Genomic DNA, 20799 nt, shown 5'->3' with positions numbered 1-20799 from the left:
CAGTACAAGGGGGCCGAAGGGGCCAGGGGGCGTGACGACCACGAGTGAGCAGCGCGATGATCGGGATGGGTGTGCAGGGCCTGTTGGCGGACCGCTATGAGCTGCGGGAGTTGCTGGGGCGGGGCACGATGGGCGAGGTGTGGCGGGCCCACGACCACCTCCTCCAACGCCCGGTGGCCGTCAAGCTGTTGCAGGCCCAGGACGCGGAGGCCGCCGCACGGTTCCGCCTGGAGGCCCGGATCACGGCCCGCCTCAGTCACCCCAACGTCGTGGCCATGTACGACTTCGGCTCGCACCAAGGCCGGCCCCATCTCGTCATGGAGCTCGTCAACGGCTGGAACCTGGCCCAGGAACGGTCCCTGCGCCGCGTCCTGCCGCCGGCCGAGGCCGCTGCCCTCTCGGCTCAGGTGGCCGCGGGCCTCTCCGCCGCGCACGAGCAGGGCGTGGTGCACCGGGACATCAAGCCCGCCAACGTGATGCTGACCGACGAACGCACGGCGAAGATCACCGATTTCGGCATCGCGCGCTTCGCCGAGGAGGCCGCCGGCGACCTGACCGCCACCGGAAAGATCATCGGCACGGCCGACTACCTGGCTCCGGAGCGGGCGATGGGCCGTCCCGCAGTGCCCGCGTCCGACGTGTACTCCCTCGGCTGCGTCCTGTATCAACTGCTCACCGGGCGGGCGCCGTTCAGGGGTGCGACGTCTCTGGAGGTGGTCCAGCAGCACGTCAGCGCCACCCCGGCACCGCCCGCGCTCCTGCGCCCGGACATCCCGCAGTCGCTCTCCGACGGCGTGCTGCACCTGCTCGCGAAGGACCCGGCCGACCGGCCCACCGCCGAACAGGCGGCCACCTGGCTCGCGGCACAGAGCGGAGCGCCGCGACCGTCCGAGGCCGACCGCACCGCCCCGCGGCACACTCCGGCGCCCTCCGCTCCTCCGGCGCCTTCCGCGCCCCCGGTACCCCGGTCCGGCGCCCACTCCCGCCCGGGCGTCCGCCGCAGACTGACGTCCAGAGCCGTACTCGCGGGCGCCGGCCTCGCCCTGTTCGCCGGGGCGACGGCGGTCGGCGCCTCGATGAACTCCGGCACCGGCACCCCACCTCCGCCGAGCTCCCCCTCACCCACCCACACCGCCACCACGCCCGACGACGCGGCTCCGGAGACGACACCCTCGCCCACGCCTCCCGCCACCAACACGTCGCCCGCACCGGGCCACGGCGGCGACAGGGTCGGCGACGAGTCGGGGAAGCACAAGGAGAAGAAGGCAGGGAAGGAGAAGCAGCGGCACCACGGCGGCTGAGCCGCTGACGGACGCCACGCACACGGCCGCCGGGCAACGCCTCCGGAAACCGGCCCGGGTCGCGGTCAAAGGGGACCGCGCACATGAGCCTGCGGGCTCCAGGGTTGGGGGCGATACGGCTGGGGCTCCGCTTCACCCCCGTTTCACCTTCACCGAGCCGCCGTCTTCGTCTACGCGATCGCCGCCGTCGCCGTCCCCGTCGCCGATTCCGTCACCGCGTCGAGCCGCTTGATCAGCCGGCGTACGTGGAGCAGCGGCAGGATGCCGAAGAGGCCGAAGGACATGTCGATGACCGACCACCAGAAGGGGATGCCCCGGACCGGCCCGCAGATGAGGGCGAGGGGGACGATGCCGACGCAGGCGATCATGCCGAACTCGACGACCCAGATGTTGCGGACGGGGTCGCGGTAGACGCCGTAGAAGGCGACGGCGATGACGAGGTGGGCGAAGGCCAACCAGTCGGTGCCGTAGAGCAGGTACGGGGCCTGCGCGTCTGCGGTCTCGAGGCCGCCCCGCACGCGGTCGATCCACTCGGCGAGCCCGGGCAGAGCCTGGGCCAAGGGGGACGCCCATCCGTCGAGCGAGGAGTCGAGCAGCCTGAGTTCGGTGACGAGCGGGAAGGCGGTGAGCCCGCTGAGCACGAGACAGACGACGAAGACGATCAGCCAGACACGGATGCGTGCGAGGAGGGCTCTCGGCCCGTTCGAGTCGCTCATGGGGGCAGCGTACGCCCTTCTTGAACGCGTTCAAAAGCGCGATGGCGGCGCACTAGACTGACGCCGTGACGGACGAGCGGGAGCCGGTGCGGCCGGCGGGAGTGTGGGCCACCGCGGTGGGCGTGGCCCGAGTACGGGCGCTGGAGACCGGGCGGGAGGACCCGCTGTTCCGCGATCCGCTGGCCCGGGCCTTCGCCGCGGCCGGGGGCCTGTGGCCCTCCTCGTCGCCACTGCCCGACGACGAGGTCGCGCGACGGCGCCGGCAGGCCGTCTCGCTCTCGATCGTCGTCAGGACGAAGTTCCTTGACGACCTATTGCGGGAGGCGTCCAGTGCCGGTGTCCGGCAGGTCGTGCTGCTGGGCGCGGGCATGGACAGCCGGGCCTTCCGGATGGACTGGCCCGAGGGCACCCGGCTGTTCGAGGTCGACACCGCCGCCCCGCTGGAGTTCAAGGCCGCGGTGCTGCGCCAGGAGGGGGCCCTCGCACGCTGCGAGCGGATCACGGTCGCGGCGGATCTGCGGGAGGACTGGCCGGGCGCGCTGGCCGCCGCTGGACACGATCCGTCCGTGCCGACCGTGTGGATCGCCGAGGGGCTGCTGATCTATCTGCCCGAGGACGCGGTGGAGTTGCTGCTGGCCCGGATCGGCGCGCGGTCGGCGCCCGGCAGTCGGATGGGGCTGACGTTGGGCTCGCGCGGGGCGATCGCGCGCTTCGGCGCGGACGCCGCGCCGGGATCGGCGGCGTCGATGTGGGTCTCGGAGATGCCCGACGACCCGGTGACCTGGCTGGCCGGCCACGGCTGGGAGGCGGCCTGCCACACCCTGCGCGAACGCGCCGCCGCCTACGGCCGCCCGGTCGGCACCCCGCCGCAGTCCGCCGAGGGCCCCGGAGGACTGATCTCGGCGGTCCGTCTGCCCGGTGATCCGCATGCCGGGGAACACCGGTGGGACCGCCCCTGATCCGCCCTGCACACGTCGCTCTATAGTCGCCCCGGGGATCACACGCACCGGGGGGTTCGGAACAGATGCGACGTGCAAGATCACTCGTCACGGCGGCCGTGCTGAGCGCGGTCGGCATGCTGCTGCTCGGCGCCTGCGGGACCGTGCGGGCCGGTTCCGGCGGCACGGCGACCGCGACGGAACCGGCGCACCTTCAGACGTTCGCGCCGATCCGGGTGACCGCGGCCCGGCTCGCCGACGACCGGCGCACGCTCGGCGTCGACGCGGAGGTGCCCGGCCCCGGGAAGTCATGCGCCCACGACCTGAAGGCGGTCGTCACCGACACCTCGGACCGCACCGTGTGGGTGCAGGTGACGTTCTCCGCCCTGACCGGCGGCGCCCCGCGCGACGACTGCCGCGCGACCGCGACGGCCACGGCGACGGTGCGCCTGCCGTCGCCGCTCGGGCACCGCGAACTCGCCATGGACACCCACACCGTGTTCACCGCGGACGGCGCCCACCTGCCCGACCTGCGCCTGTGCGGCGAGCGTGGCTGCCACCCCGCGCCCACCGGCTGCACCCCCGCCTCGTACGACCAGGCGGTGGCGGCCCTCGACGTGCCGAACCACACCTCACGCGGCGACGAGCACTGCGACGGGACATGGCTGGTGTTCGACGTCTCCTCACGCATGGGCCCGGCCTGCGCCGAGGGCGAGGGACCCGGCTGCGGGGCGAGCCTCGGCGACCGCTGGTTCTTCCGGGCCGAGAAGTCGGGCTGGCAGCCGATCGCCCGGAGCACGAAGGGCGGATGCGCCGACGTCCACCGCGTCGAACCAGAGTTCCCCTCCACCCTGTGCGCCGATCTCCCACCGCTCGAACGGTCGAACTAGCGGCCACCCAAGGGCGCCGCGGCACCTGGCCAGCCGCACCGCATCCGTGACCACTCGCCCTCGCGAGCTCTACTTGCGCACGGGTCGGCGGGCGGATCGCGGCCGGTACTCGACGACCGTGAGGGCCAGCGCGACGTACCGCTCCACCAGCTCGTCCGGCGAGACCTCGCCGTCGACGCGGTACCACTGCGCGATCGCGTTGCACATGGCGATGACGGTGCGGCGGGCGTCGTCCGGATACGGCGTCAGGAACAGCCCGTCGGCCACCCCCCGCTCGATCACCTCACGGAACTGCTGGGTGCCGCGCTCCTCGTTCTTCCGGTAGCGGGCCAGGTGCTCGGGCTCCAGACTGCGCCCCTCGGTGAGGACGATGCTGCTCTTGACGGGGTGCTCGATGCGGAAGCGCACGGTCGCCGTGACCAGCGCCTCCAACTGTTCGGCGGGATCGTCGCCCGCCTCCGTGAGCGCGGCCTCGCAGGCGCCGAAGTAGGCGTCCAGCCCGTCGTCGAGGATCGCGACGAGCAGTTCCTGCTTGCCCTTGTAGTAGTAGTACAGCGCGGACAGGCTGACGCCGGCGCGCTTGGCGATGTCCCGGATCGACGTCGCCCCGTAGCCCTGCTCGGAGAACTCCTCGCGGGCAGCCTCGATGATGGCCTTGTGACCTGCGGGTCGAGTGGACACGACGCTCCGATCCGGATTCCTGCGAGCTCCCTGCGAGACGCCCTCACGCGACTGAACATTCGTACAGCCGCCGAGGCTCAGGCCATGCTACCGCCGGATCGGCCACCCCACGCCCCTACGCGAGGGCACATACACCCTGACCAGGGACGATACACAGAACGATCGATCAGATCACCGCCAGACTGCAGGGCAACTTGCGCCTCCCCCTCCCCCGACGGGTACCACTTTCCGCCCCCGACGGAACACGGTGGACGGGGCCCGCATCTGCTAATTTAACGAACGTTAAACATATCTGTTCACCGCTTGCCGAGGGCGCGCCGCGCCCCCTCAGGCCAGGAGGGCGACCCCCGTGAGCACACAGGACAGCACCGCCACGACGGCGTACGAGCAGATCTCGTACGCCGTCGCCGACGACGTCGCCACCCTCACCCTCGACCGCCCCGAGGCCCGCAACGGCTACACCCGGCAGATGGCCGGCGAGCTGGCCCACGCGCTGCGCTGCGCCGACGCCGACCACGTCGTACGGGTCGTCGTCCTGACGGGCGCGGGCCGGGACTTCTGCGTCGGCGCCGACCTCTCCGCGGGCCGCGACCAGGGCGAGGGTTTCTCCCAGGATGTCGACAAGGAGACGCTGCGCGAGATCGAGGAGGGCACGTATCAGGAGCCCGCCGGTCTCGTGACCCGGGAGCTGTACACCCTGAACAAGCCGGTGATCGCCGCCATACGGGGCGCCGCCGTGGGCGTCGGTTCGACGATGCTGCTGCCGGCGGACTACCGACTGGCCGCGCACGGCACGAAGTTCGGCTTCCCGTTCACGCGTCGGGGCATCGTGCCCGAGGGCGCCTCGGCCTGGTTCCTGCCCCGCCTCGTGGGCCTGGCGCGGGCCATGGACTGGCTGGTGTCGGGCCGGATCGTGCCCGCCGAGGAGGCCCTCACCGCCGGTCTGGTGCACAGCCTGCACGCTCCGGACGAGGTCCTCGACGCGGCGTACGCGCTGGCCCGCGAACTGGCCACGCACACCGCGCCGGTGTCCGTCGCGATCACCCGGCAGCTGGTGTACCGCATGGCCTGGGCCGAGAGCCCGGAGGAGGTCCACCGGCTCGACTCCCGCCTCGTGTTCGACACGGTGCGCGGAGCGGACGCGCGGGAGGGGGTGCGGTCGTTCTTCGAGCACCGGGCACCGCGGTTCCCGGGTCAGGTGCCGGAGGATCTGCCGCCGTATCTGCCGTGGTCGGACGCTCGGCGCAGCGACTCCGGGTCCTAGCCGCCGGGGCGCCCGCACAGCACGAGGGGGCGCCGCACCCGCCAACTCTCTTAAGGATTCGCAGGATTGCCGAAGGCGGGCGTGGTCATCGGCGGCCTCCGTCGTCCACACGATGGCGGGCGATGTGCTGCTTGGCGATGACATTGCGCTGGATCTCGTTCGTGCCCTCGCCGACGATCATCAGCGGGGCGTCACGGAAGTAGCGTTCGACGTCGAACTCGGTCGAGTAGCCGTAACCGCCGTGCACCCGCACGGCGTTGAGGGCGATCTCCATGCACACCTCGGACGCGAACAGCTTGGCCATGCCGGCCTCCAGGTCGGCCCGCTCCCCCGCGTCGACGCGCGCGGCGGCGTCGAGGGTGAGCAGGCGGGCGGCCCGCAGCTTGGTGGCACCGTCGGCGAGATAGTTGCCGATGGACTGGTGCTGCCAGATGGGCTGCCCGAAGGTGTGCCGCTCCTGCGCGTAGCGGGTGGCGTCGTTCAGCGCGGCCTGGGCGACGCCGAGGGCGCGGGAGGCGACCTGGATGCGGCCGATCTCCAGTCCGCGCATCATCTGCGCGAACCCGGCCCCGGACACGCCGCCGAGGACGGCGGCCTCGGGCACTCTCGCGTCGTCGAAGACGAGTTCGCAGCTCTCGACTCCCTTGTAGCCGAGTTTGGGCAGGTCCTTGGACACGACGTACCCGGCGCCCTTCTCCACCAGCAGGATGGAGAACCCCTTGCCCCGCTTCGGCTCGGTGCGGCAGAGCAGGGCGACGAGGCCGGCGCGGCGCGAGTTGGTGATCCATGTCTTCGAGCCGTTGACGGTCCAGGTGCCGTCCGCGAGCACGGCCCTGGTGTCCATGGCCTGGAGGTCGGAGCCGCCGCCGGGTTCGGTCAGGGCCATGGTCGCGCGCAGCTCGCCGGTCGCCAGGCGCGGCAGGTACGTGGCCTGCTGCTCGGGCGTGCCGAAGGTGCGGACGAGGTACGTGACGACGGAGTGGCCGCCCATCGCCCCGGACAGGGACATCCATCCGCGCGCCAGCTCCTGGGCCACGAGGGCGAAGCAGGCGGTCGACACGTCGACGCCGCCGTGCTCGGCCGGGGCGAGGAGACCGAACACGCCGAGCTTCTTCATCTGCTCGATCAGCTTCTCCGGGTAGGTGTTGCTGTGCTCCAACTCCCGTACTACAGGCAGGACTTCCTTGTCGACGAAGTCCGCGACGACCTCGACTACGGTGCGCTCGTCGTCGGAGAGCCGCGCGATGAGGGGGATCTCGGTCATGGCCATGGCTCACTCGGCTCCCTTGAGCAGGGCACGCCCGATGATCAGCTTCTGGATCTCGCTGGTGCCTTCGTAGATGCGGAAGAGGCGGGCGTCGCGGTAGCAGCGTTCGACGACGGTGCCGCGCATGTAGCCCATGCCGCCGTGGATCTGCACGCCCAGGTCGGCGGCCTGGGAGACCATCTCGGAGCAGTACAGCTTGGTGGCGGAGGGCCGGATCCTGCGGTCCTCGCCCGAGTCGTACTTCTCGGCCGCGTCGAGGACCATGGCGCGCCCGGCGAGGACTCCGGTCTGGATCTCGGCGAGCATGCCCTGCACGAGCTGGAACTCGCCGATGGGCCGCCCGCCCTGCCGGCTGGTGGCGGCGTGGGCGACGGACTCGGCGAGGATCCGCTCGGCCATGCCCACGCACAGGGCCGCGATGTGGACGCGGCCCCGGATCAGGGAGGTCATGGCGGCCCCGAATCCGGCGCCCTCCGCGCCGCCGACCAGCGCCGCCTCGGGCACCCGTACGCCGTCGAAGCACACCTCGGCGGTCCAGGCGCCGGCCTGCCCGGTCTTGTGGTCGCGGGGGCCGACGGTGACCCCGGGCCGGTCCGCCTCGACCAGGAAGACGGAGATGCCCTTCGTGCCGTAGGTCTCCGGGCCGGTGCGGGCGAAGACGACGAACAGGTCGGCCAGCGGCGCGTTCGTGATGAACCGCTTGGTGCCGTCGATGACGTACCCGTCGCCCTGCCGCACGGCGCGCGTGGTGAGCCCGGACGGATCGGAGCCCGCCTCGGCCTCGGTCAGCGCGAACGAGGCGACGGCGCCCTCGGCGAGGCGCGGCAGCCAGTGCGCCCGCTGCTCCCCGGTGCCCGCGTCGACGAGGACCTTGCCGGCGATCCCGTTGTTGGTGCCGAACATGGAGCGGAACGCGGGCGTGGTCCAGCCGAACTCGAAGGCCAGCCGCACGTCCTCGGACAGTGAGGCGCCGAGTCCGCCGTACGCGGCGGGCAGGGTGTACCCGAAGAGGCCCATGCCGACCGCCTTGCGCCGGATGCTCTCCGGGATCGCGTCGATCTCCTCGATCTCGTCCTCGCGCGGTACGACGTCGTCGCGCACGAGACGCCGCACCGCGTCCCGTACGGCTTTGAACTCGGCGGCATCCATGGTGGTGTCGGTGGTCCCTTCAGTACGACTCGGCACGTCTCGGCACGCCTCAACCGGCAGGGGGCTCAGAGCAGTTCGAGGATCGTGGCGTTGGCCATGCCGCCGCCCTCGCACATGGACTGCAGCCCGTAGCGGATGCCGTGGTCCCTCATGTGGTGCACGAGCGTCGTCATCAGGCGGGCGCCGGAGCCGCCGAGCGGGTGGCCGAGGGCCATGGCGCCGCCGTTGGGGTTCATCCGTTCGTAGTCGGCGCCGGTCTGCCGCTGCCAGCCCAGCGAGACGGAGGCGAAGGCCTCGTTGATCTCGTACGCGCCGATCTCGTCCAGGGCGAGTCCCGAGCGTTCAAGTGCCTTGGCGGTGGCGGGGATCGGGCCCTTGAGCATGGTGATCGGGTCGACGCCGGTGACGACGCCGGTGTGGAAGCGGGCGATCGGCGTCCAGCCGTGGCGCAGGGCGATCTCGGTCGTGGTGATGAGGAGCGCGGCGGCGCCGTCGGAGATCTGCGAGGCGTTGCCCGCGGAGATGACGCCGTTCTCCTTGAACGGGGTCTTGAGCGCGGCGAGTTTCTCGGTGGTCGTGCCGCGGCGCACGCCCTCGTCGGTGTCGAAGACGGTTCCGTCGGGGAGGGTGACCGGGGTGATCTGCCCTTTGAAGCGGCCCTCGTCGATGGCGCGGGCGGCCCGCTCGTGCGAGTCGGCGGCGTGCCGGTCGAGGTCGGCGCGGGTGAGGCCGAACTCCTCGGCGATCATCTCGGCGCCGACGCCCTGGTCGAACCGGTAGTGGTCGTAGCGCTCGCCGACGAGCGGCCCGTACGGGGCGCCGACCTGCCCGCCCGCGCGGGAGGACCCCATCGGGACCCGGGACATGGACTCGACGCCGCCCGCCACGGCGATGTCGTACTGCCCGGCGATGACACCGGCAGCGGCCTGATGCACGGCCTGCTGGGAGGACCCGCACTGCCGGTCCACGGTGAGACCGGGCACGGACTCGGGCCAGCCCGCAGCGAGCACCGCGTACCGGCCGACGCCGCCCGCCTGCTCGCCGACCTGGGACACGCAGCCCCAGACGACGTCGTCGACGGTGACGGGGTCGAGGCCGTTGCGCTCGGCGAGGGCCTGGAGGACGTGGGCGGAGAGGTCGACGGGGTGGACGCCGGACAGGGCGCCGCCGGGCTTGCCCTTGCCGACGGGAGTGCGGACGGCGTCCACGATCACTGCGTCACGCATGCTGAACTCCCCTGGAAGGGAAGGCGGTTTAGCGGGGAGCCATGCGGATGGCGCCGTCGAGGCGGATCGTCTCGCCGTTCAGCATCGGGTTCACGATGATCGACTCGGCGAGCTGCGCGTACTCGGCGGGCAGTCCGAGCCGGGCCGGGTGCGGCACCTGGGCGCCGAGCGAGTCCTTGGCCTCCTGCGGCAGCCGCCCGAGCAGCGGCGTCTCGAACAGGCCGGGCGCGATGGTCATCACCCGGATGTTCGTGCGGGCCAGGTCACGGGCGATGGGCAGAGTCATGCCGACGATGCCGCCCTTGGACGCGGAGTACGCGCACTGACCGATCTGCCCGTCGAACGCGGCGACGGAAGCGGTGTTGACGATGACGCCGCGGTCGCCGTCGACCGGCGCGCTGCCGCCCATCGCCTGTGCGGCCAGCCGGATGACGCTGAAGGTGCCGATCAGATTGACCTCGACCACCTTGCGGAACTTGGCGAGGTCGTAGGGCCCTTCCTTGCCGACGGTGCGTCCGGCGCCGCCGATACCCGCGCAGTTCACGGTGATCCGCAGCGGGGCGAGGGCGGTGGCCGCGCCGACGGCTGCGGTGACGTCGGCCTCGCTGGTGACGTCACCGGGCACGAAGGTCGCGCCGATCTCCTTGGCGACGGCCGCACCGTCGGAGGTGGGCAGGTCGAAGACGACGACGTGCGCGCCGGCGGCTGCGAGGCGTTCGGCGGTGGCGCGGCCGAGGCCGGAGGCGCCGCCGGTGACCAGGGCGGAGGAGCGGGCGTCGATCTGCATGTCGGATCCTTCCGTGGGAGCGGGTTTCAGAGGCCGAGCGACTTGGCGATGATGGTCTTCATGACCTCGCTGGTGCCGCCGTAGATCCGGGAGACGCGGGTGTCGGCGTACAGGCGGGCGATCGGGTACTCGGTGACGTAGCCGTAACCGCCGTGCAGCTGCAGGCACTTGTCGATGACGCGGCCTGCGACCTCGGTGCAGAACAGCTTGGCCTTGGCGGCGTCGGCGACCGACAGCTCGCCCTCGTCGTGCAGTTCGAGGGCGCGGTCGGCCATCAGCTGGGCGGCCTCGACCTCGGTGGCGCACTCGGCGAGCACGAACTTGGTGTTCTGGAAGTGGGCGACGGGCTGTCCGAAGACGGTGCGCTCGCGCACGTAGTCGGTGGCGAAGCGCAGGGCGGCGGCGGCCGTGGCGGCGCCGCCGATGGCGATGGTCAGCCGCTCCTGGGCGAGGTTGTGGGACAGGTACGAGAAACCCTTGCCCTCCTGCCCGAGCAGGTTGCCCACCGGCACCTTCACGTCGACGAAGGCCAACTCGGCGGTGTCGGACGCCTTCAGGCCGATCTTCTGGAGCTTGCGGCCCACGGAGAAGCCCTCGCTCGCCGACTCCACGACGAGGATCGACAGGCCCGCGCGGCGGTCGGCCGGGTCGAAGGGGGCGGTGCGGGCGACGACCAGGACGAGGTCGGCGAGGGCGCCGCCGGTGATGAAGGTCTTGGCGCCGTTGAGCACGTAGTGGCTGCCGTCGGCGGACAGTTCGGCCCGCGTCTGGATGTTGGCCAGGTCGGAGCCGGTGCCGGGTTCGGTCATCGCGATGGCCGTCATCAGGTCCCCGGTGGCGAACCCCGGCAGCCAGCGCTCCTTCTGCTCCTGCGTGGCGTACGTCAGCAGGTACGGCAGGATCAGGTTCGCGTGCACCGAGTAGTTGCCGAAGGTGACGCCGGCCCGGGTCGTCTCCTCGGCGGCGACGGCCGCGAAGCGAAAGCTGGTCTCGCCCGCCCCGCCGAACTCCTCCGGCACCTGGATGCCGAGCACGCCCAGCGCACCGAGCCGGCGGTAGAAGTCGCGCGGCGGGTGCCCCTGCTCCTCCCAGTCGGCGTGGACCGGGACGACCTCCTTCGCGATGAAGTCCCGCAGCGTCTGACGGAACGCCTCGTGGTCCTCGTTGAACACCGTACGGCGCACGGCAACCTCTTCTCGTCCTGAGTGCGAGTGGAGTGGAGTGGAGTGGCCTGCGAGCGCGAGCGAACGGGGCGCCCGGATGTGGCCTGCATCGCGGATTCCGTGTCGAACGATCGTTAAGTTATGCCCGTACCGCAACCCTGTCCAGGGTGCCGGGGACGGGGTGACCCGCTTCACGCCCGCTTCACGCCCGCTCCACCTCCCCGGGGGGCCAGGTCGTGGCCGCGGGTCAGCGCACGTGGAGGAGCGCCTCCTGCGCCACGGACGCGACCAGGCCGCCGTCCCGGTCCCAGAACTCGCCGTGCGCGAGCGTGCGGCCGTCGCCCGCGACCCGGCTGCGGCACACGTAGAGCAGCCACCGGTCGGCGCGGACCGGCTGGTGGAACCACATGGCGTGGTCGAGGGAGGCGAGGGCGACACCGGCCGGGCGGGGTTCGCCGAGCGGTACGAGGGCGGTCGGGGCGAGCGGCGCGTCGGAGAGGTAGGCGAGGAAGCAGGCGTGCAGGGCGGGGTCGTCCGGGAGGGCGCCGACGGTCCGTATCCAGGCGTGGCGGACGATCTCGCCCGTGCCGGGGTGCGGCGGGCGGGGCACTTCGCGGTACTCCAGGGAGGTGCGCAGCGGATGGTCCGTGGGGCGGAACGCCCAGGCGTCGCCGAGCCCTTCGGGTCCCGGCACCTCCCCCGGTACCTCGGGCATGTCGGGCTGGCGGAGGCCCGAGGCCGGCTGGGGCAGCTTGAACGAGACGCTCATCGTGAGCGACTCCTTGCCGTCCTGGACGCCGGTGACCTGGCGCATGGAGTAGCTGCGGCCGTCGCGGACCGCCTCGGGCTCGTACCGGACGGGCCGCTCGGGCGAGAGGGCCCGCAGGAAGTAGGCGTGCAGGGAGTGCACGGCCCGGCCCTCGTCGACCGTCCGGTACGCGGCGGCCAGGGCCTGGCCGAGGGCGGCGCCGCCGTAGCTGCGGGTGCGGGCGCGGCCGGAGTGGCAGTACCCGAGGAAGGCGCCGTCGCCGTTCGCCTCGACGGCGATGTGCTCGCCCTTGCCGAGCGGGCCGGGTGCGGCGCCGGTCCCTGGTGCGTCCCGCCCGTCCGCCGTCGCCGGTTCGCCGATCACGATGCCGCTCACCCTTCCCTCACTCCCCGTGCGCGCAGGACCCGCTGGCAGCCGGGCCGGTCCACCATCATTCCGGTCACGGTCACGCCCCCCGCGGCGGCCCCCTCGAACGCCGCGCGCGCCCAGGCGGGCTCGAACGTGCCGCCGACTCCGGGGCCGGTCACGCGTGGCGCCACCGCAGCTCCGTCTTGAGGACCTTGCCCGCGGCGGAGACGGGCAGGGCCTCGATGAAGTGGATCTCGCGCACCCGCTGGTACGGCGCGACGCGCTCGGCCACGAACTCCATGAGCTCGGTGGCGAGTTCGGGTCCAGCGGGATGTCCGGGGCGGGGGACGACATACGCGACGGGCAGCTCGGCGACCTCGGGGTGCGGGGCCCCGATGACGCCGACGCGATGACGGCGTCCGCGCCGGCGATCACCTTGCGTACGGCGGCGGCGCCCTCGGGGTGCTTGAGGTCGACGGTGACGGAGGTGCGGCCTCGGTGGATCACCGGGTGCCGCGTGGCCTGCCCTGCTTCGGCCGGCCGGTCGACCCGGATCACCTCGGCGCCGAGGTCGGCGAGGTCGGTGAGGTCGGTGAGGTCGGTGAGCAGCATGCCGCAGAAGGGGCCGGGGCCGAGGCCCCCGAGCTCGACGACGCGGATCCCGGCGAGCGGTCCGGTGCTCACCGTCCGGTCCAGCGCGGGGCGCGCTTCTCGGCGAAGGCGCGCGGGCCTTCCTTCGCGTCCTCGGAGGCGAAGACGGGGGCGGTGATCTCGCGCATCCGCTCCCCTTCCTCATCGGCGGTCCAAGTACGGGCCTCGGTGAGGATCCGCTTGGTGGCGCGGACCGCGAGGGGGCCGTTGGCGGCGATGGCGCGCGCTCCAGCGCGCCGTCGAGGGCGGATCCGGGCGCGGTGAGCCGGTTGACGAGGCCGTAGGCGTGAGCACGCGGGGCGTCCAGGAAGTCGCCGGTCAGGGCGATCTCCATGGCGATCTGCGGCGGGATGCGGCGCGGCAGGCGCAGCAGTCCGCCCGCGGCGGCGACGAGGCCCCGCTTGACCTCGGGGATCCCGAAGCGGGCGTCGTCCGCGGCGACGACCATGTCGCAGGCCAGCGCGATCTCGCAGCCGCCGGCCAGCGCGTAGCCCTCGACGGCGGCGATCATCGGCTTGCGGGGCGGCGCCTCGGTGATCCCGGCGAGGCCTCGCCCCTCCACCACGGGCCGCTCCCCGGCGAGGAACGCCTTGAGGTCCATGCCCGAGCAGAACGTGCCGCCGGCGCCGGTGACGACGCCGACGGACTGGTCGTCCCTGCGGTCGAGTTCGTCGAGCGCTGCGGCCACGCCCTCGGCGACGGCCCGGTTCACGGCGTTGCGGGCCTCGGGGCGGTTGAGGGTGATGACGGTGATGCCGTCGTCGCGGAATGCGGTGAGTACTGCGTCGGCCATGCGGGCTCCCAGCTCTGGATCTGCCTCACTGCGCTCCGTCGAACGCTCGTTAAGCTACGAGGGCCCACGCACGCTTGTCCACCCCGCACACCCGGTGATCCCGCCCCGCACCCGCGCGGCCCCCGGTCAGAGGCCGGGCGGCGGTGTCAGGTCGAAGCGCGCGATGACGTCGGGCAGCCAGTCGGGCCGGCCGAGTTCGAGGCCGTACTTGGCGGCGAGTTCAGGCAGCGCCTCGGCGGCCGGCGGCTGCTCGTCCTCGAACATCTCGACCACCTCGCGGAAGAAGTGCTCGAACCCCGCGGGGCTGATGATCTCGATCATCCGGGCCGGGACGGCTCCGGCGTTCCACATCGTGTGCAGTTCCCCGCGCGGTTTGGTGATGTAGCCGCCGGCCCCCAGGACGACCTCGCGGTCCCCGGACCGGAAGCCGATCTCGCCCTCGGTGACGATCGAGTACTCGTCCTCCCGGGTGTGCAGATGCGGCGGGACCAGGGCGCCGACCGGGAACGGGTGCTCGACGACGGAGACCGCTCCGTCCGTGTCCGCGCCCCAGAGCTTGAAGGCGACTCCGATGGAGCCGAGGAAGCCCTGGGGTCCCTCGCCGGGGCGGACGACGGTGAGCGGCGGTGCCGGCGATTCAGTCATGGTGATCACCTCGGTGCACTTTTTGGCGATACACTGGCGTTCTCCTAAAAGTCTCCGCCGCGGTCCCAGAGGTGTCAAGCTTTGAGTGAACACCAGCGTTCGTCGAAATCGCGTGGCTACGAGATGCGCAAGCGCGCCGAGGACGTGGACCGGACCCGGCGGCGCATCGTCGAGGCCGCCGTGCATCTGCACGGCACCGCGGGCCCGGGCGCGACGAGCATCGCCGCGATCGCCGAGCGCGCCGGGGTGACGCGGATGACCGTCTACCGGCACTTCCCGGACGAGACAGCCCTGTTCGAGGCCTGCTCGGGGCACTGGATGTCGCGCCAGGAGCCGCCCCGCCCGGACCGGTGGCGCACGATCGAGGACCCCGTCGAGCGGCTCACGGCCGGGCTCGCCGACCTCTACCGCTTCTACCGCGCCGGCGAGCAGATGCTGACCCTGGTCATCCGCGACCAGCACGCCGTTCCCGAGTCGATCCGCCGGGCCCGTGAGGCGATGACCCGGCAGTACGTCGAGGTGCTGGCCGAGCCGTGGCCAGGCGGCGCCGCACCGGTGCGGCGGGCGGCGATCGGCCACGCCGCGGCGTTCTCGACCTGGCGCTCACTGTGCCGGGAGCAAGGACTCTCGGACCGCGAGGCCGTCGAGGTCATGGTCACGCTGGTGGGCGCCGTCGGCCCCACCTCCTGAGCCGGGCTGCCCGCCGTTCGCCCAACTCCCCGGCAGGCCATGCCGATCACCGGCACGCGAAACGGAGCGCGCGTCTATCGTTTCGCGGCGTGAACCTACATCCGATACACAAGAAGCTCGTTCCTCTCGGCGCCGCCCTGGCTCTGACCGGGGTGGTGATCGCGGCGGGCGCCCTGTGGCCGGACCCGCAGGCGACGACGGCCGGCTCCCGACAGCGGGCGGTGGCCTCGGAGTTGTCGCACTGGCCGGCGCCCGTGGCGGAGAAGCTCGCGCAGGTCATCACCGCGCACGAGCACGAGGGCGCGTACGCCGTCTTCGACGCCGACAACACCTCGTACCGCAACGACCTCGAGGAATCGCTGCTCCCGTTCCTGGAGATGAAGGGCGTCCTCACGCGCGCCACCATGGACCCGGCCCTGAAGGTCATCCCCTTCAAGGACACGGCCACGCACAAGGAGACGCTGACCGAGTACTACGCGCGGCTGTGCGACATCGACGACCAGGTGTCCTACCCGTGGGCCGCGCAGATCTTCTCCGGCTTCACGCTGAAGCAACTCAAGGGCTACGTGGACGAGTTGCTGGCCTACGACGGGCCGCTGCCCGACGGGGTGAAGCCGCCGCAGCTCTCCGCGGGCATGCAGGAGCTCTACCGCTCGCTGAGCCGGCACGGCATCCGGGTCTACGTGGTCAGCGCCGCGAGCGAGGACCTCGTCCGGATGGTGCTGGCCGACCCCAAGTACGGTTACGGCGTACGCCCCGAGAACGTGCTCGGGGTCTCCGCCCTCCTCAAGGACCGCAGGACGGGCGACGTCACCAGCTCCCGCAAGGAGATCGCCGCGGGCACCTTCGACCCCGCGAAGCTCGCCGACCGCGAACTGACGTCGACACTCTGGGCCCCCGCCACCTGGTACGAGGGCAAGCCCGCCGCGATCTCCACGTACGTCGACCCCTGGCAGAAGCCGATCCTGGCCGCCGGTGACACCCCGAAGAGCGACGGGCCCATGCTCTTCCGCTCGACGGACGTCGAGCACGGCGGCGTCCGCGTCTGGGTCAACCGCAAGGACAAGTACATGAAGGAGATCGACGGGATGAAGGCCGCGGGCGCGCAGCGGCAGAAGGAGCTGGGACAGAAGGTGACGGCGGACAGGCGGTGGCTGACGGTGACACCGGATCAGATCCGCTGAGTTTCCAGGGCAGTTCGCCCGCTGCCGGGTGTGCGAGGAGGACCGGGCCCGGCGGCGGGGTCACGTCACCGGGTTCTCCAGCAGCGTGACCCGGTTCCCGTCGGGGTCGTCCAGGGCGGCGAACCGGGTGCGCACCCCGCCCTCCTGGACGGGTCCCGGTGTCAGGCCCCGGTCGGCGAGTCCGGCCAGGGCCTTGTCCAGGTCGGGCACCTCGAGGTTGAGCAGCGCCGAGCCGGCGTGCCCGGGGTCCTGGAAGACCTGGAGCCATCCGGTCGGGGTGAGGTGCCAGTCGGCCAGTGACCGCATCGGCCGGGTGTCCGCCGGGCGCCCCAGCAGCCGCTCGTACCAGGCGACGGCGGCATCGATGTCCCGTACGGGTGCGACCATCAGGACGCGCGCGATGTTCATGGAGTCCACCAGCTTCCCGGAAGTGGTCGTGCCGCGGCGGCGGGTACCCCGGGGCCGCGGATCGAACCGCGGCCCCACGCCGGGCCGTCAGGGGACGAGGACGATCCGGCCGCGGACGCCGCCCTCGGCCATCGCCCGGTACGCGGCAGCCGCCTCGGCCAGCGGGGTGACGGCGTGGACGCGCGCGGGCAGTTCTCCCTTCGCCACCCGGTCGAGCAGTCCGGCGAGCAGCGCGCCGTCGGGGCGGGCGAACACGACGTCGACGGTGACGCCGCGCATCTCGGGGAGCCGCGCGGCCGGCTGCACGCCGATGAAGCGGCCCCCGTCCCGCACCGCCCGCAGGGCGTCCTCCTGGAGGGCTCCGGCGTCGGCCACGGCGTCCCAGCCCTCCCCCGGCTCGGTGGTGAAGTCGGCGCCGAGGCCCCGGACGAACGGTTCGTCGGCCGCACGGGCCATTCCGGTCACCTGCCAGCCGCGGTCCTGCGCGAGGACGGCGACGTACGCGCCCACCGCGCCGGCCGCGCCGGTCACCAGCAGGCGCCGTGCCGCGCCCGGCGCCTCGCCGAGGAGGTCGACGAGCTGGGCCGCCGCGGTGGCGTTGAGCGGCACGGTCGCCGCCTCGACCAGGTCCGTGGCGTCCGGAACGACGGCGACGTTCGCGGCGGGGACCAGGAGGTGCTCGGCGTGGGATCCGTGGTCGCGGTCGAAGCCGTCCAGGAACCCGGCGACCCGGGTGCCGACCTCCAGTCCGGCGTCGGCTCCGGCGGCCTCGACCGTGCCGGCGAAGTCCCAGCCGAGGCCGGTGTGGTCCGGCTGGTGGACCATGCCGAGCCGGTGGAATACGCCGCCGGCCACTCCCAGGTCGACGGGGTTGACCGCCGCGGCGGCGATCTTGACGCGGATCTCCGCAGGACCCGGTTCGGCCACCGGGACCTCGACGGTCTCGATGGATCCCGGCCCGGACGGAACGCGTACCACGGCTCGCTTCGACATCGTCTGATGCATCGTCAACTGCTCCTTCGTGAAGGCCTCATGGGGTGGGCTTGCGAGGTCTTGCCATTCCCCGGGTGCACCACCACCATGAAGGCACCCGCTCTCCAGCGGGAAGTAGGCACCTTGAAGTGCCTAAGTCACCGAGCGGAGGAGACGAGCCATGACGACCAGCACCGCGTCCCAGAGGCGGGCGGTGGCCAAAGCGGAGTACGACGCGTTCCTGGCGGCGTGTCCGAGCCGTCAGCTCCTGGAGCGGATCTCCGACAAGTGGGTCGCTCTCGTGCTCGCCGCGCTCGGCGGGGACGGCCCGCTGCCGGGCGCCGCCTCCGACGACCCGCCCCGGCCCCTGCGGTTCTCCGAGCTGTCCCGCCGGATCTCGGGCGTGAGTCAGAAGATGCTGACGCAGACGCTGCGCTCGCTGGAGCGCGACGGGATGGTGACCCGGACCGTGACGCCCACGGTGCCCGTCACCGTCACCTATGAGCTGACCGGTCTCGGCCGCTCGCTCCAGGGAGTCATGCGGGGCATCAAGGCGTGGGCGGAGGGGAACATGGAGGAGGTCCTCCAGCACCGCGACGGCTACGACCGGGAGAAACGGGACTCCGCCGGCTGAGGGTACGGCCCCGGCCTCCCGGGAGCGCCCCGTCAGCCCGTGTGGGCCGCGAGGGCGTCGACGAGGCGGGGCCAGAGTTCCCGGGGGCGGTCGTGGCCCATGTCCGGGATCAGGAGGAGTTCGGCGCCGGGGACGAGTTCCGCGGTGCGCCGGCCGCCGCTGGGGTCGATCAGCGTGTCGTCCAGTCCGTGGATCACCAGGGTGGGCGTGCGCAGGCCGCGCAGCGCGTCCGCGCGGGAACCGCTGAGGATCATGGCGCCGAACTGGCGTCCGATCCCCTCGGGGTAGTAGGCGCGGTCGTAGCTGGCGGAGGCCAGCTCGCGCAGCCCGGCCGCGTCGGCGTAGCGCCGGGAGGCCCACACCAGCTCACGCTCGGCCGCCGCGACGTACGCCTCGCGCTCGGCGGGCTTCGGGGTGAAGAGCACCGCCTGAGCCTCGGGGCTGGGCCGGCCGTACTCGCTCTCGCCGGTCGAGGACATCATCGACGTGAGGGTCAGTACCCGCTCGGGGTCGGCGAGGGCCATCGTCTGGGCGATCATTCCGCCCATCGAGGCGCCGACCACGTGGGCGCGTTCGACACCGAGCGCGGTGAGCAGGCCCAGGCCGTCGGCGGCCATGTCGGACAGCCGGTAGGGGATCATCGCGAGGGCCGCGGGGAAGTCTCCGGAGCTCACGGCGGCGATGAACGCGCCCAGGTCGACGGGGTGGTCGGCGAACTTGGTGGACAGGCCGCAGTCGCGGTTGTCGTACCGGATCACGTAGCGGCCTCGTGCGGCCAGTTCCCGGCAGAAGTCCTCGTGCCAGGCGAGCAGCTGCGCCCCGAAGCCCATCACGAGCAGGACGGGTGGGTCCCCTGGGTCGCCGAAGGTCTCGTAGGCGAGGGACACCTCGGGGGACACGTCGACGATCGGCATGCGCGAACCTTTTCACGGCCGCCCCCGCGGCGCACCGCGATTTCGGGCACGCCACAGTGTCTGACCTGCGCCTGCGTGTCCCGTCCCGTCAGCCCGCCGTGCGGCGCCACCGCGCGTCGGCCTGCGCCCATTCCGCGTCCCAGCCGGCCAGGCGCCGGCGCTCCACGAGCAGGCGCACGCCCTTCGTGCCGGCGCCCACGACCACGGCCGTGCCGCCCGCGGCCAGGATCCCGGCCATGGCTCCGCCGAACAGGGACTCAGCCGGGTTCACCGGCGGCGACAGGCGGTCGCCCTGCCGGTCCGTCCACACGGTGACGTGCGTGCCCGCGGCGGTCCCGGCCGCGACCTTCGCGGTGCCGGTGTGCGTGATGCCGTCGGGGGCGGTCCAGCGCACGGTGGCGCGGGTGGCGCCGCTGCCCGGTTGCATCAGCTGCGGACGAGGGGCCTCCTTCACCACGACGGCGGAGAGCTGCAGGCGCTCGGCCCGCTCCCTGCTCAGCGAGGCCTCTGTCGCCGTGCCCGCCACGACCCCGGCCAGGACGCCGCCCAGGACGGCGACGATCCAGGCCACGAGCACGACCCAGCCCTCGAACACATCGCAGTCCCGCGTGAGGGGACCGCGCCCCCACCACCTCAGCCGTCGGCGTACGTCACCCATGGGCCGCCACCTCTTCACCCGGATCGAGGCCCTGTCCTCATTGTCGCGTGCGTCGCGCCCCGGCTCCAGGTGTCACCCGGGAACGGCCGACTTTCGCACCCTCGTCAGGAGAACCCGGCGGGCGCCGGTGCGCACCTCGTGCGGCGCGACTGGGTAGCGTGGCAGCCGTGAATCGTCGGCGCGGGTGCATCAGGCGGGGGGTCCCCCGCGTGCTCGCGCTGTGTGCCGTACTGGCCGGCCTGTTCCTGATGCACGGTTTCCCGGCGAACGCGGCCGGGGGCTGCCACGGCGAGTCCGTGCCGATGGCCGCATCGGCCTCGGCGTCGATGTCGATGTCGGGGCCCGCGGCGGCGCCGGAAACGGCAGCGGCGCACGCGGCCCGGCATGCCCCCGTGGTTGCGGGCACCCCGCGCGACGAGCGGTCCGCGCAGGCCGGCCCCGCCGTGTCGCGGACGGGCGGGGAGACCTGCGTGTTCACGCCGGCCCGGGACCGCCTGCCGCTGCCGTCGGCGGACGCGGTCCTCGTGTTCGGCCTGGCGGCCCTGTTCATGACCTGGCTGATCGGATGCCGGCCCGGCGCGGCCGGCCGGGCCTATCGCGGGCCGCCGCGGGGCGGCCGAGGGCTCCTGATCCAGGTGTGTGTCGCGCGGACGTGACGGGCGCCCGCCGCTCCCGCTCCCCGCCCTGTCGCAGGGGTTCCCGGGCGGGACGGCGACCGCGTCATGCCCGTTCCGCGCGCCCGCACCCGGGT

22 protein-coding genes and 2 pseudogenes are annotated in these 20799 nt (G+C 72.6%); 8 read left to right on the top strand and 16 right to left on the bottom strand.

Going from position 1 to position 20799, the window contains the following annotated elements; all coding sequences use genetic code 11:
• Positions 1-56 precede the first annotated feature (56 nt).
• Positions 57-1301, top strand: a complete 1245-nt coding sequence (locus tag ACZ4E1_RS21950; RefSeq protein WP_467541589.1) for a serine/threonine-protein kinase — start codon at positions 57-59, stop codon at positions 1299-1301.
• A gap of 170 nt (positions 1302-1471) precedes the next feature.
• On the opposite strand, the gene ACZ4E1_RS21945 is transcribed toward ACZ4E1_RS21950, so the two are convergent.
• Positions 1472-2017, bottom strand: coding sequence for a hypothetical protein (locus ACZ4E1_RS21945; protein WP_467541587.1), 546 nt, complete (start codon positions 2015-2017; stop codon positions 1472-1474).
• Positions 2018-2118: 101 nt separating this feature from the next.
• Between ACZ4E1_RS21945 and ACZ4E1_RS21940 the strand changes: the two genes are divergently transcribed.
• Positions 2119-2976, top strand: coding sequence for a class I SAM-dependent methyltransferase (locus ACZ4E1_RS21940; RefSeq protein ID WP_467541948.1), 858 nt, complete (start codon positions 2119-2121; stop codon positions 2974-2976).
• A gap of 65 nt (positions 2977-3041) precedes the next feature.
• Positions 3042-3845, top strand: coding sequence for a hypothetical protein (locus ACZ4E1_RS21935; RefSeq protein ID WP_467541585.1), 804 nt, complete (start codon positions 3042-3044; stop codon positions 3843-3845).
• Between the two features lie 69 nt (positions 3846-3914).
• Here ACZ4E1_RS21935 and ACZ4E1_RS21930 read toward each other — a convergent pair whose 3' ends face one another.
• The gene (locus tag ACZ4E1_RS21930; protein ID WP_467541583.1) at positions 3915-4526 is read right to left on the bottom strand and encodes a TetR/AcrR family transcriptional regulator; all 612 of its coding nucleotides are present in this window, start codon (positions 4524-4526) and stop codon (positions 3915-3917) included.
• Positions 4527-4875: 349 nt separating this feature from the next.
• On the opposite strand from ACZ4E1_RS21930, the gene ACZ4E1_RS21925 reads away from it, so the two are divergent.
• Positions 4876-5790, top strand: a complete 915-nt coding sequence (locus tag ACZ4E1_RS21925; RefSeq protein ID WP_467541581.1) for an enoyl-CoA hydratase-related protein — start codon at positions 4876-4878, stop codon at positions 5788-5790.
• A gap of 85 nt (positions 5791-5875) precedes the next feature.
• On the opposite strand, the gene ACZ4E1_RS21920 is transcribed toward ACZ4E1_RS21925, so the two are convergent.
• From ACZ4E1_RS21920 to ACZ4E1_RS21875, 10 genes and pseudogenes are all read right to left on the bottom strand, one after another.
• On the bottom strand, positions 5876-7054 hold the full coding sequence (locus ACZ4E1_RS21920) for an acyl-CoA dehydrogenase family protein (RefSeq protein WP_467541579.1): 1179 nt from the start codon (positions 7052-7054) through the stop codon (positions 5876-5878).
• 9 nt (positions 7055-7063) lie between these two features.
• Complete coding sequence (locus tag ACZ4E1_RS21915; RefSeq protein ID WP_467541577.1) at positions 7064-8242, bottom strand: acyl-CoA dehydrogenase family protein; 1179 nt, start codon at positions 8240-8242, stop codon at positions 7064-7066.
• Between the two features lie 29 nt (positions 8243-8271).
• Positions 8272-9432: a thiolase family protein gene (locus ACZ4E1_RS21910; RefSeq protein ID WP_467541575.1), complete on the bottom strand. Its 1161-nt coding sequence runs from the start codon at positions 9430-9432 to the stop codon at positions 8272-8274.
• Between the two features lie 28 nt (positions 9433-9460).
• Positions 9461-10219 (bottom strand): SDR family NAD(P)-dependent oxidoreductase, encoded by a 759-nt coding sequence (locus ACZ4E1_RS21905; protein ID WP_467541573.1) that lies wholly within the window; start codon positions 10217-10219, stop codon positions 9461-9463.
• 26 nt (positions 10220-10245) lie between these two features.
• Positions 10246-11403 (bottom strand): acyl-CoA dehydrogenase family protein, encoded by a 1158-nt coding sequence (locus tag ACZ4E1_RS21900; protein ID WP_467541570.1) that lies wholly within the window; start codon positions 11401-11403, stop codon positions 10246-10248.
• A gap of 226 nt (positions 11404-11629) precedes the next feature.
• On the bottom strand, positions 11630-12526 hold the full coding sequence (locus ACZ4E1_RS21895; protein WP_467541946.1) for an acyl-CoA thioesterase: 897 nt from the start codon (positions 12524-12526) through the stop codon (positions 11630-11632).
• Positions 12527-12674: 148 nt separating this feature from the next.
• Positions 12675-12896 carry an AMP-binding enzyme gene (locus ACZ4E1_RS21890; protein ID WP_467541944.1) on the bottom strand — a complete coding sequence of 74 codons (222 nt, stop codon included), beginning with the start codon at positions 12894-12896 and terminating at the stop codon, positions 12675-12677.
• A 53-nt stretch (positions 12897-12949) separates the two neighbouring features.
• A pseudogene (locus ACZ4E1_RS21885) lies at positions 12950-13111 on the bottom strand (CoA transferase); the annotation flags it as partial.
• 68 nt (positions 13112-13179) lie between these two features.
• A pseudogene (locus tag ACZ4E1_RS21880) lies at positions 13180-13943 on the bottom strand (crotonase/enoyl-CoA hydratase family protein).
• 126 nt (positions 13944-14069) lie between these two features.
• Positions 14070-14588, bottom strand: a complete 519-nt coding sequence (locus ACZ4E1_RS21875; protein WP_467541568.1) for a cupin domain-containing protein — start codon at positions 14586-14588, stop codon at positions 14070-14072.
• 81 nt (positions 14589-14669) lie between these two features.
• Here ACZ4E1_RS21875 and ACZ4E1_RS21870 point away from each other — a divergent pair, with 81 nt between their 5' ends.
• Both ACZ4E1_RS21870 and ACZ4E1_RS21865 read left to right on the top strand, forming a co-directional pair.
• Positions 14670-15278 carry a TetR/AcrR family transcriptional regulator gene (locus tag ACZ4E1_RS21870; RefSeq protein ID WP_467541566.1) on the top strand — a complete coding sequence of 203 codons (609 nt, stop codon included), beginning with the start codon at positions 14670-14672 and terminating at the stop codon, positions 15276-15278.
• A gap of 89 nt (positions 15279-15367) precedes the next feature.
• Positions 15368-16462: an HAD family hydrolase gene (locus ACZ4E1_RS21865; protein WP_467541563.1), complete on the top strand. Its 1095-nt coding sequence runs from the start codon at positions 15368-15370 to the stop codon at positions 16460-16462.
• A gap of 60 nt (positions 16463-16522) precedes the next feature.
• On the opposite strand, the gene ACZ4E1_RS21860 is transcribed toward ACZ4E1_RS21865, so the two are convergent.
• Complete coding sequence (locus tag ACZ4E1_RS21860) at positions 16523-16870, bottom strand: VOC family protein (protein WP_467541561.1); 348 nt, start codon at positions 16868-16870, stop codon at positions 16523-16525.
• Positions 16871-16957: 87 nt separating this feature from the next.
• On the bottom strand, positions 16958-17875 hold the full coding sequence (locus ACZ4E1_RS21855) for a zinc-binding dehydrogenase (RefSeq protein ID WP_467541559.1): 918 nt from the start codon (positions 17873-17875) through the stop codon (positions 16958-16960).
• A gap of 148 nt (positions 17876-18023) precedes the next feature.
• Here ACZ4E1_RS21855 and ACZ4E1_RS21850 point away from each other — a divergent pair, with 148 nt between their 5' ends.
• Positions 18024-18476 carry a winged helix-turn-helix transcriptional regulator gene (locus ACZ4E1_RS21850; protein WP_467541557.1) on the top strand — a complete coding sequence of 151 codons (453 nt, stop codon included), beginning with the start codon at positions 18024-18026 and terminating at the stop codon, positions 18474-18476.
• Positions 18477-18508: 32 nt separating this feature from the next.
• Here ACZ4E1_RS21850 and ACZ4E1_RS21845 read toward each other — a convergent pair whose 3' ends face one another.
• Both ACZ4E1_RS21845 and ACZ4E1_RS21840 read right to left on the bottom strand, forming a co-directional pair.
• Positions 18509-19390: an alpha/beta fold hydrolase gene (locus ACZ4E1_RS21845; protein WP_467541556.1), complete on the bottom strand. Its 882-nt coding sequence runs from the start codon at positions 19388-19390 to the stop codon at positions 18509-18511.
• An 88-nt stretch (positions 19391-19478) separates the two neighbouring features.
• Positions 19479-20048 (bottom strand): Rv1733c family protein, encoded by a 570-nt coding sequence (locus ACZ4E1_RS21840; protein WP_467541553.1) that lies wholly within the window; start codon positions 20046-20048, stop codon positions 19479-19481.
• A gap of 209 nt (positions 20049-20257) precedes the next feature.
• Between ACZ4E1_RS21840 and ACZ4E1_RS21835 the strand changes: the two genes are divergently transcribed.
• Complete coding sequence (locus ACZ4E1_RS21835) at positions 20258-20704, top strand: hypothetical protein (protein ID WP_467541551.1); 447 nt, start codon at positions 20258-20260, stop codon at positions 20702-20704.
• Positions 20705-20799 lie beyond the last annotated feature (95 nt).

The organism is Streptomyces sp. NPDC025806 (assembly GCF_055558275.1).
The sequence above is the reverse complement of the archived record's forward strand: the minus strand, read 5'-3'. Positions and strand labels throughout refer to the sequence as shown.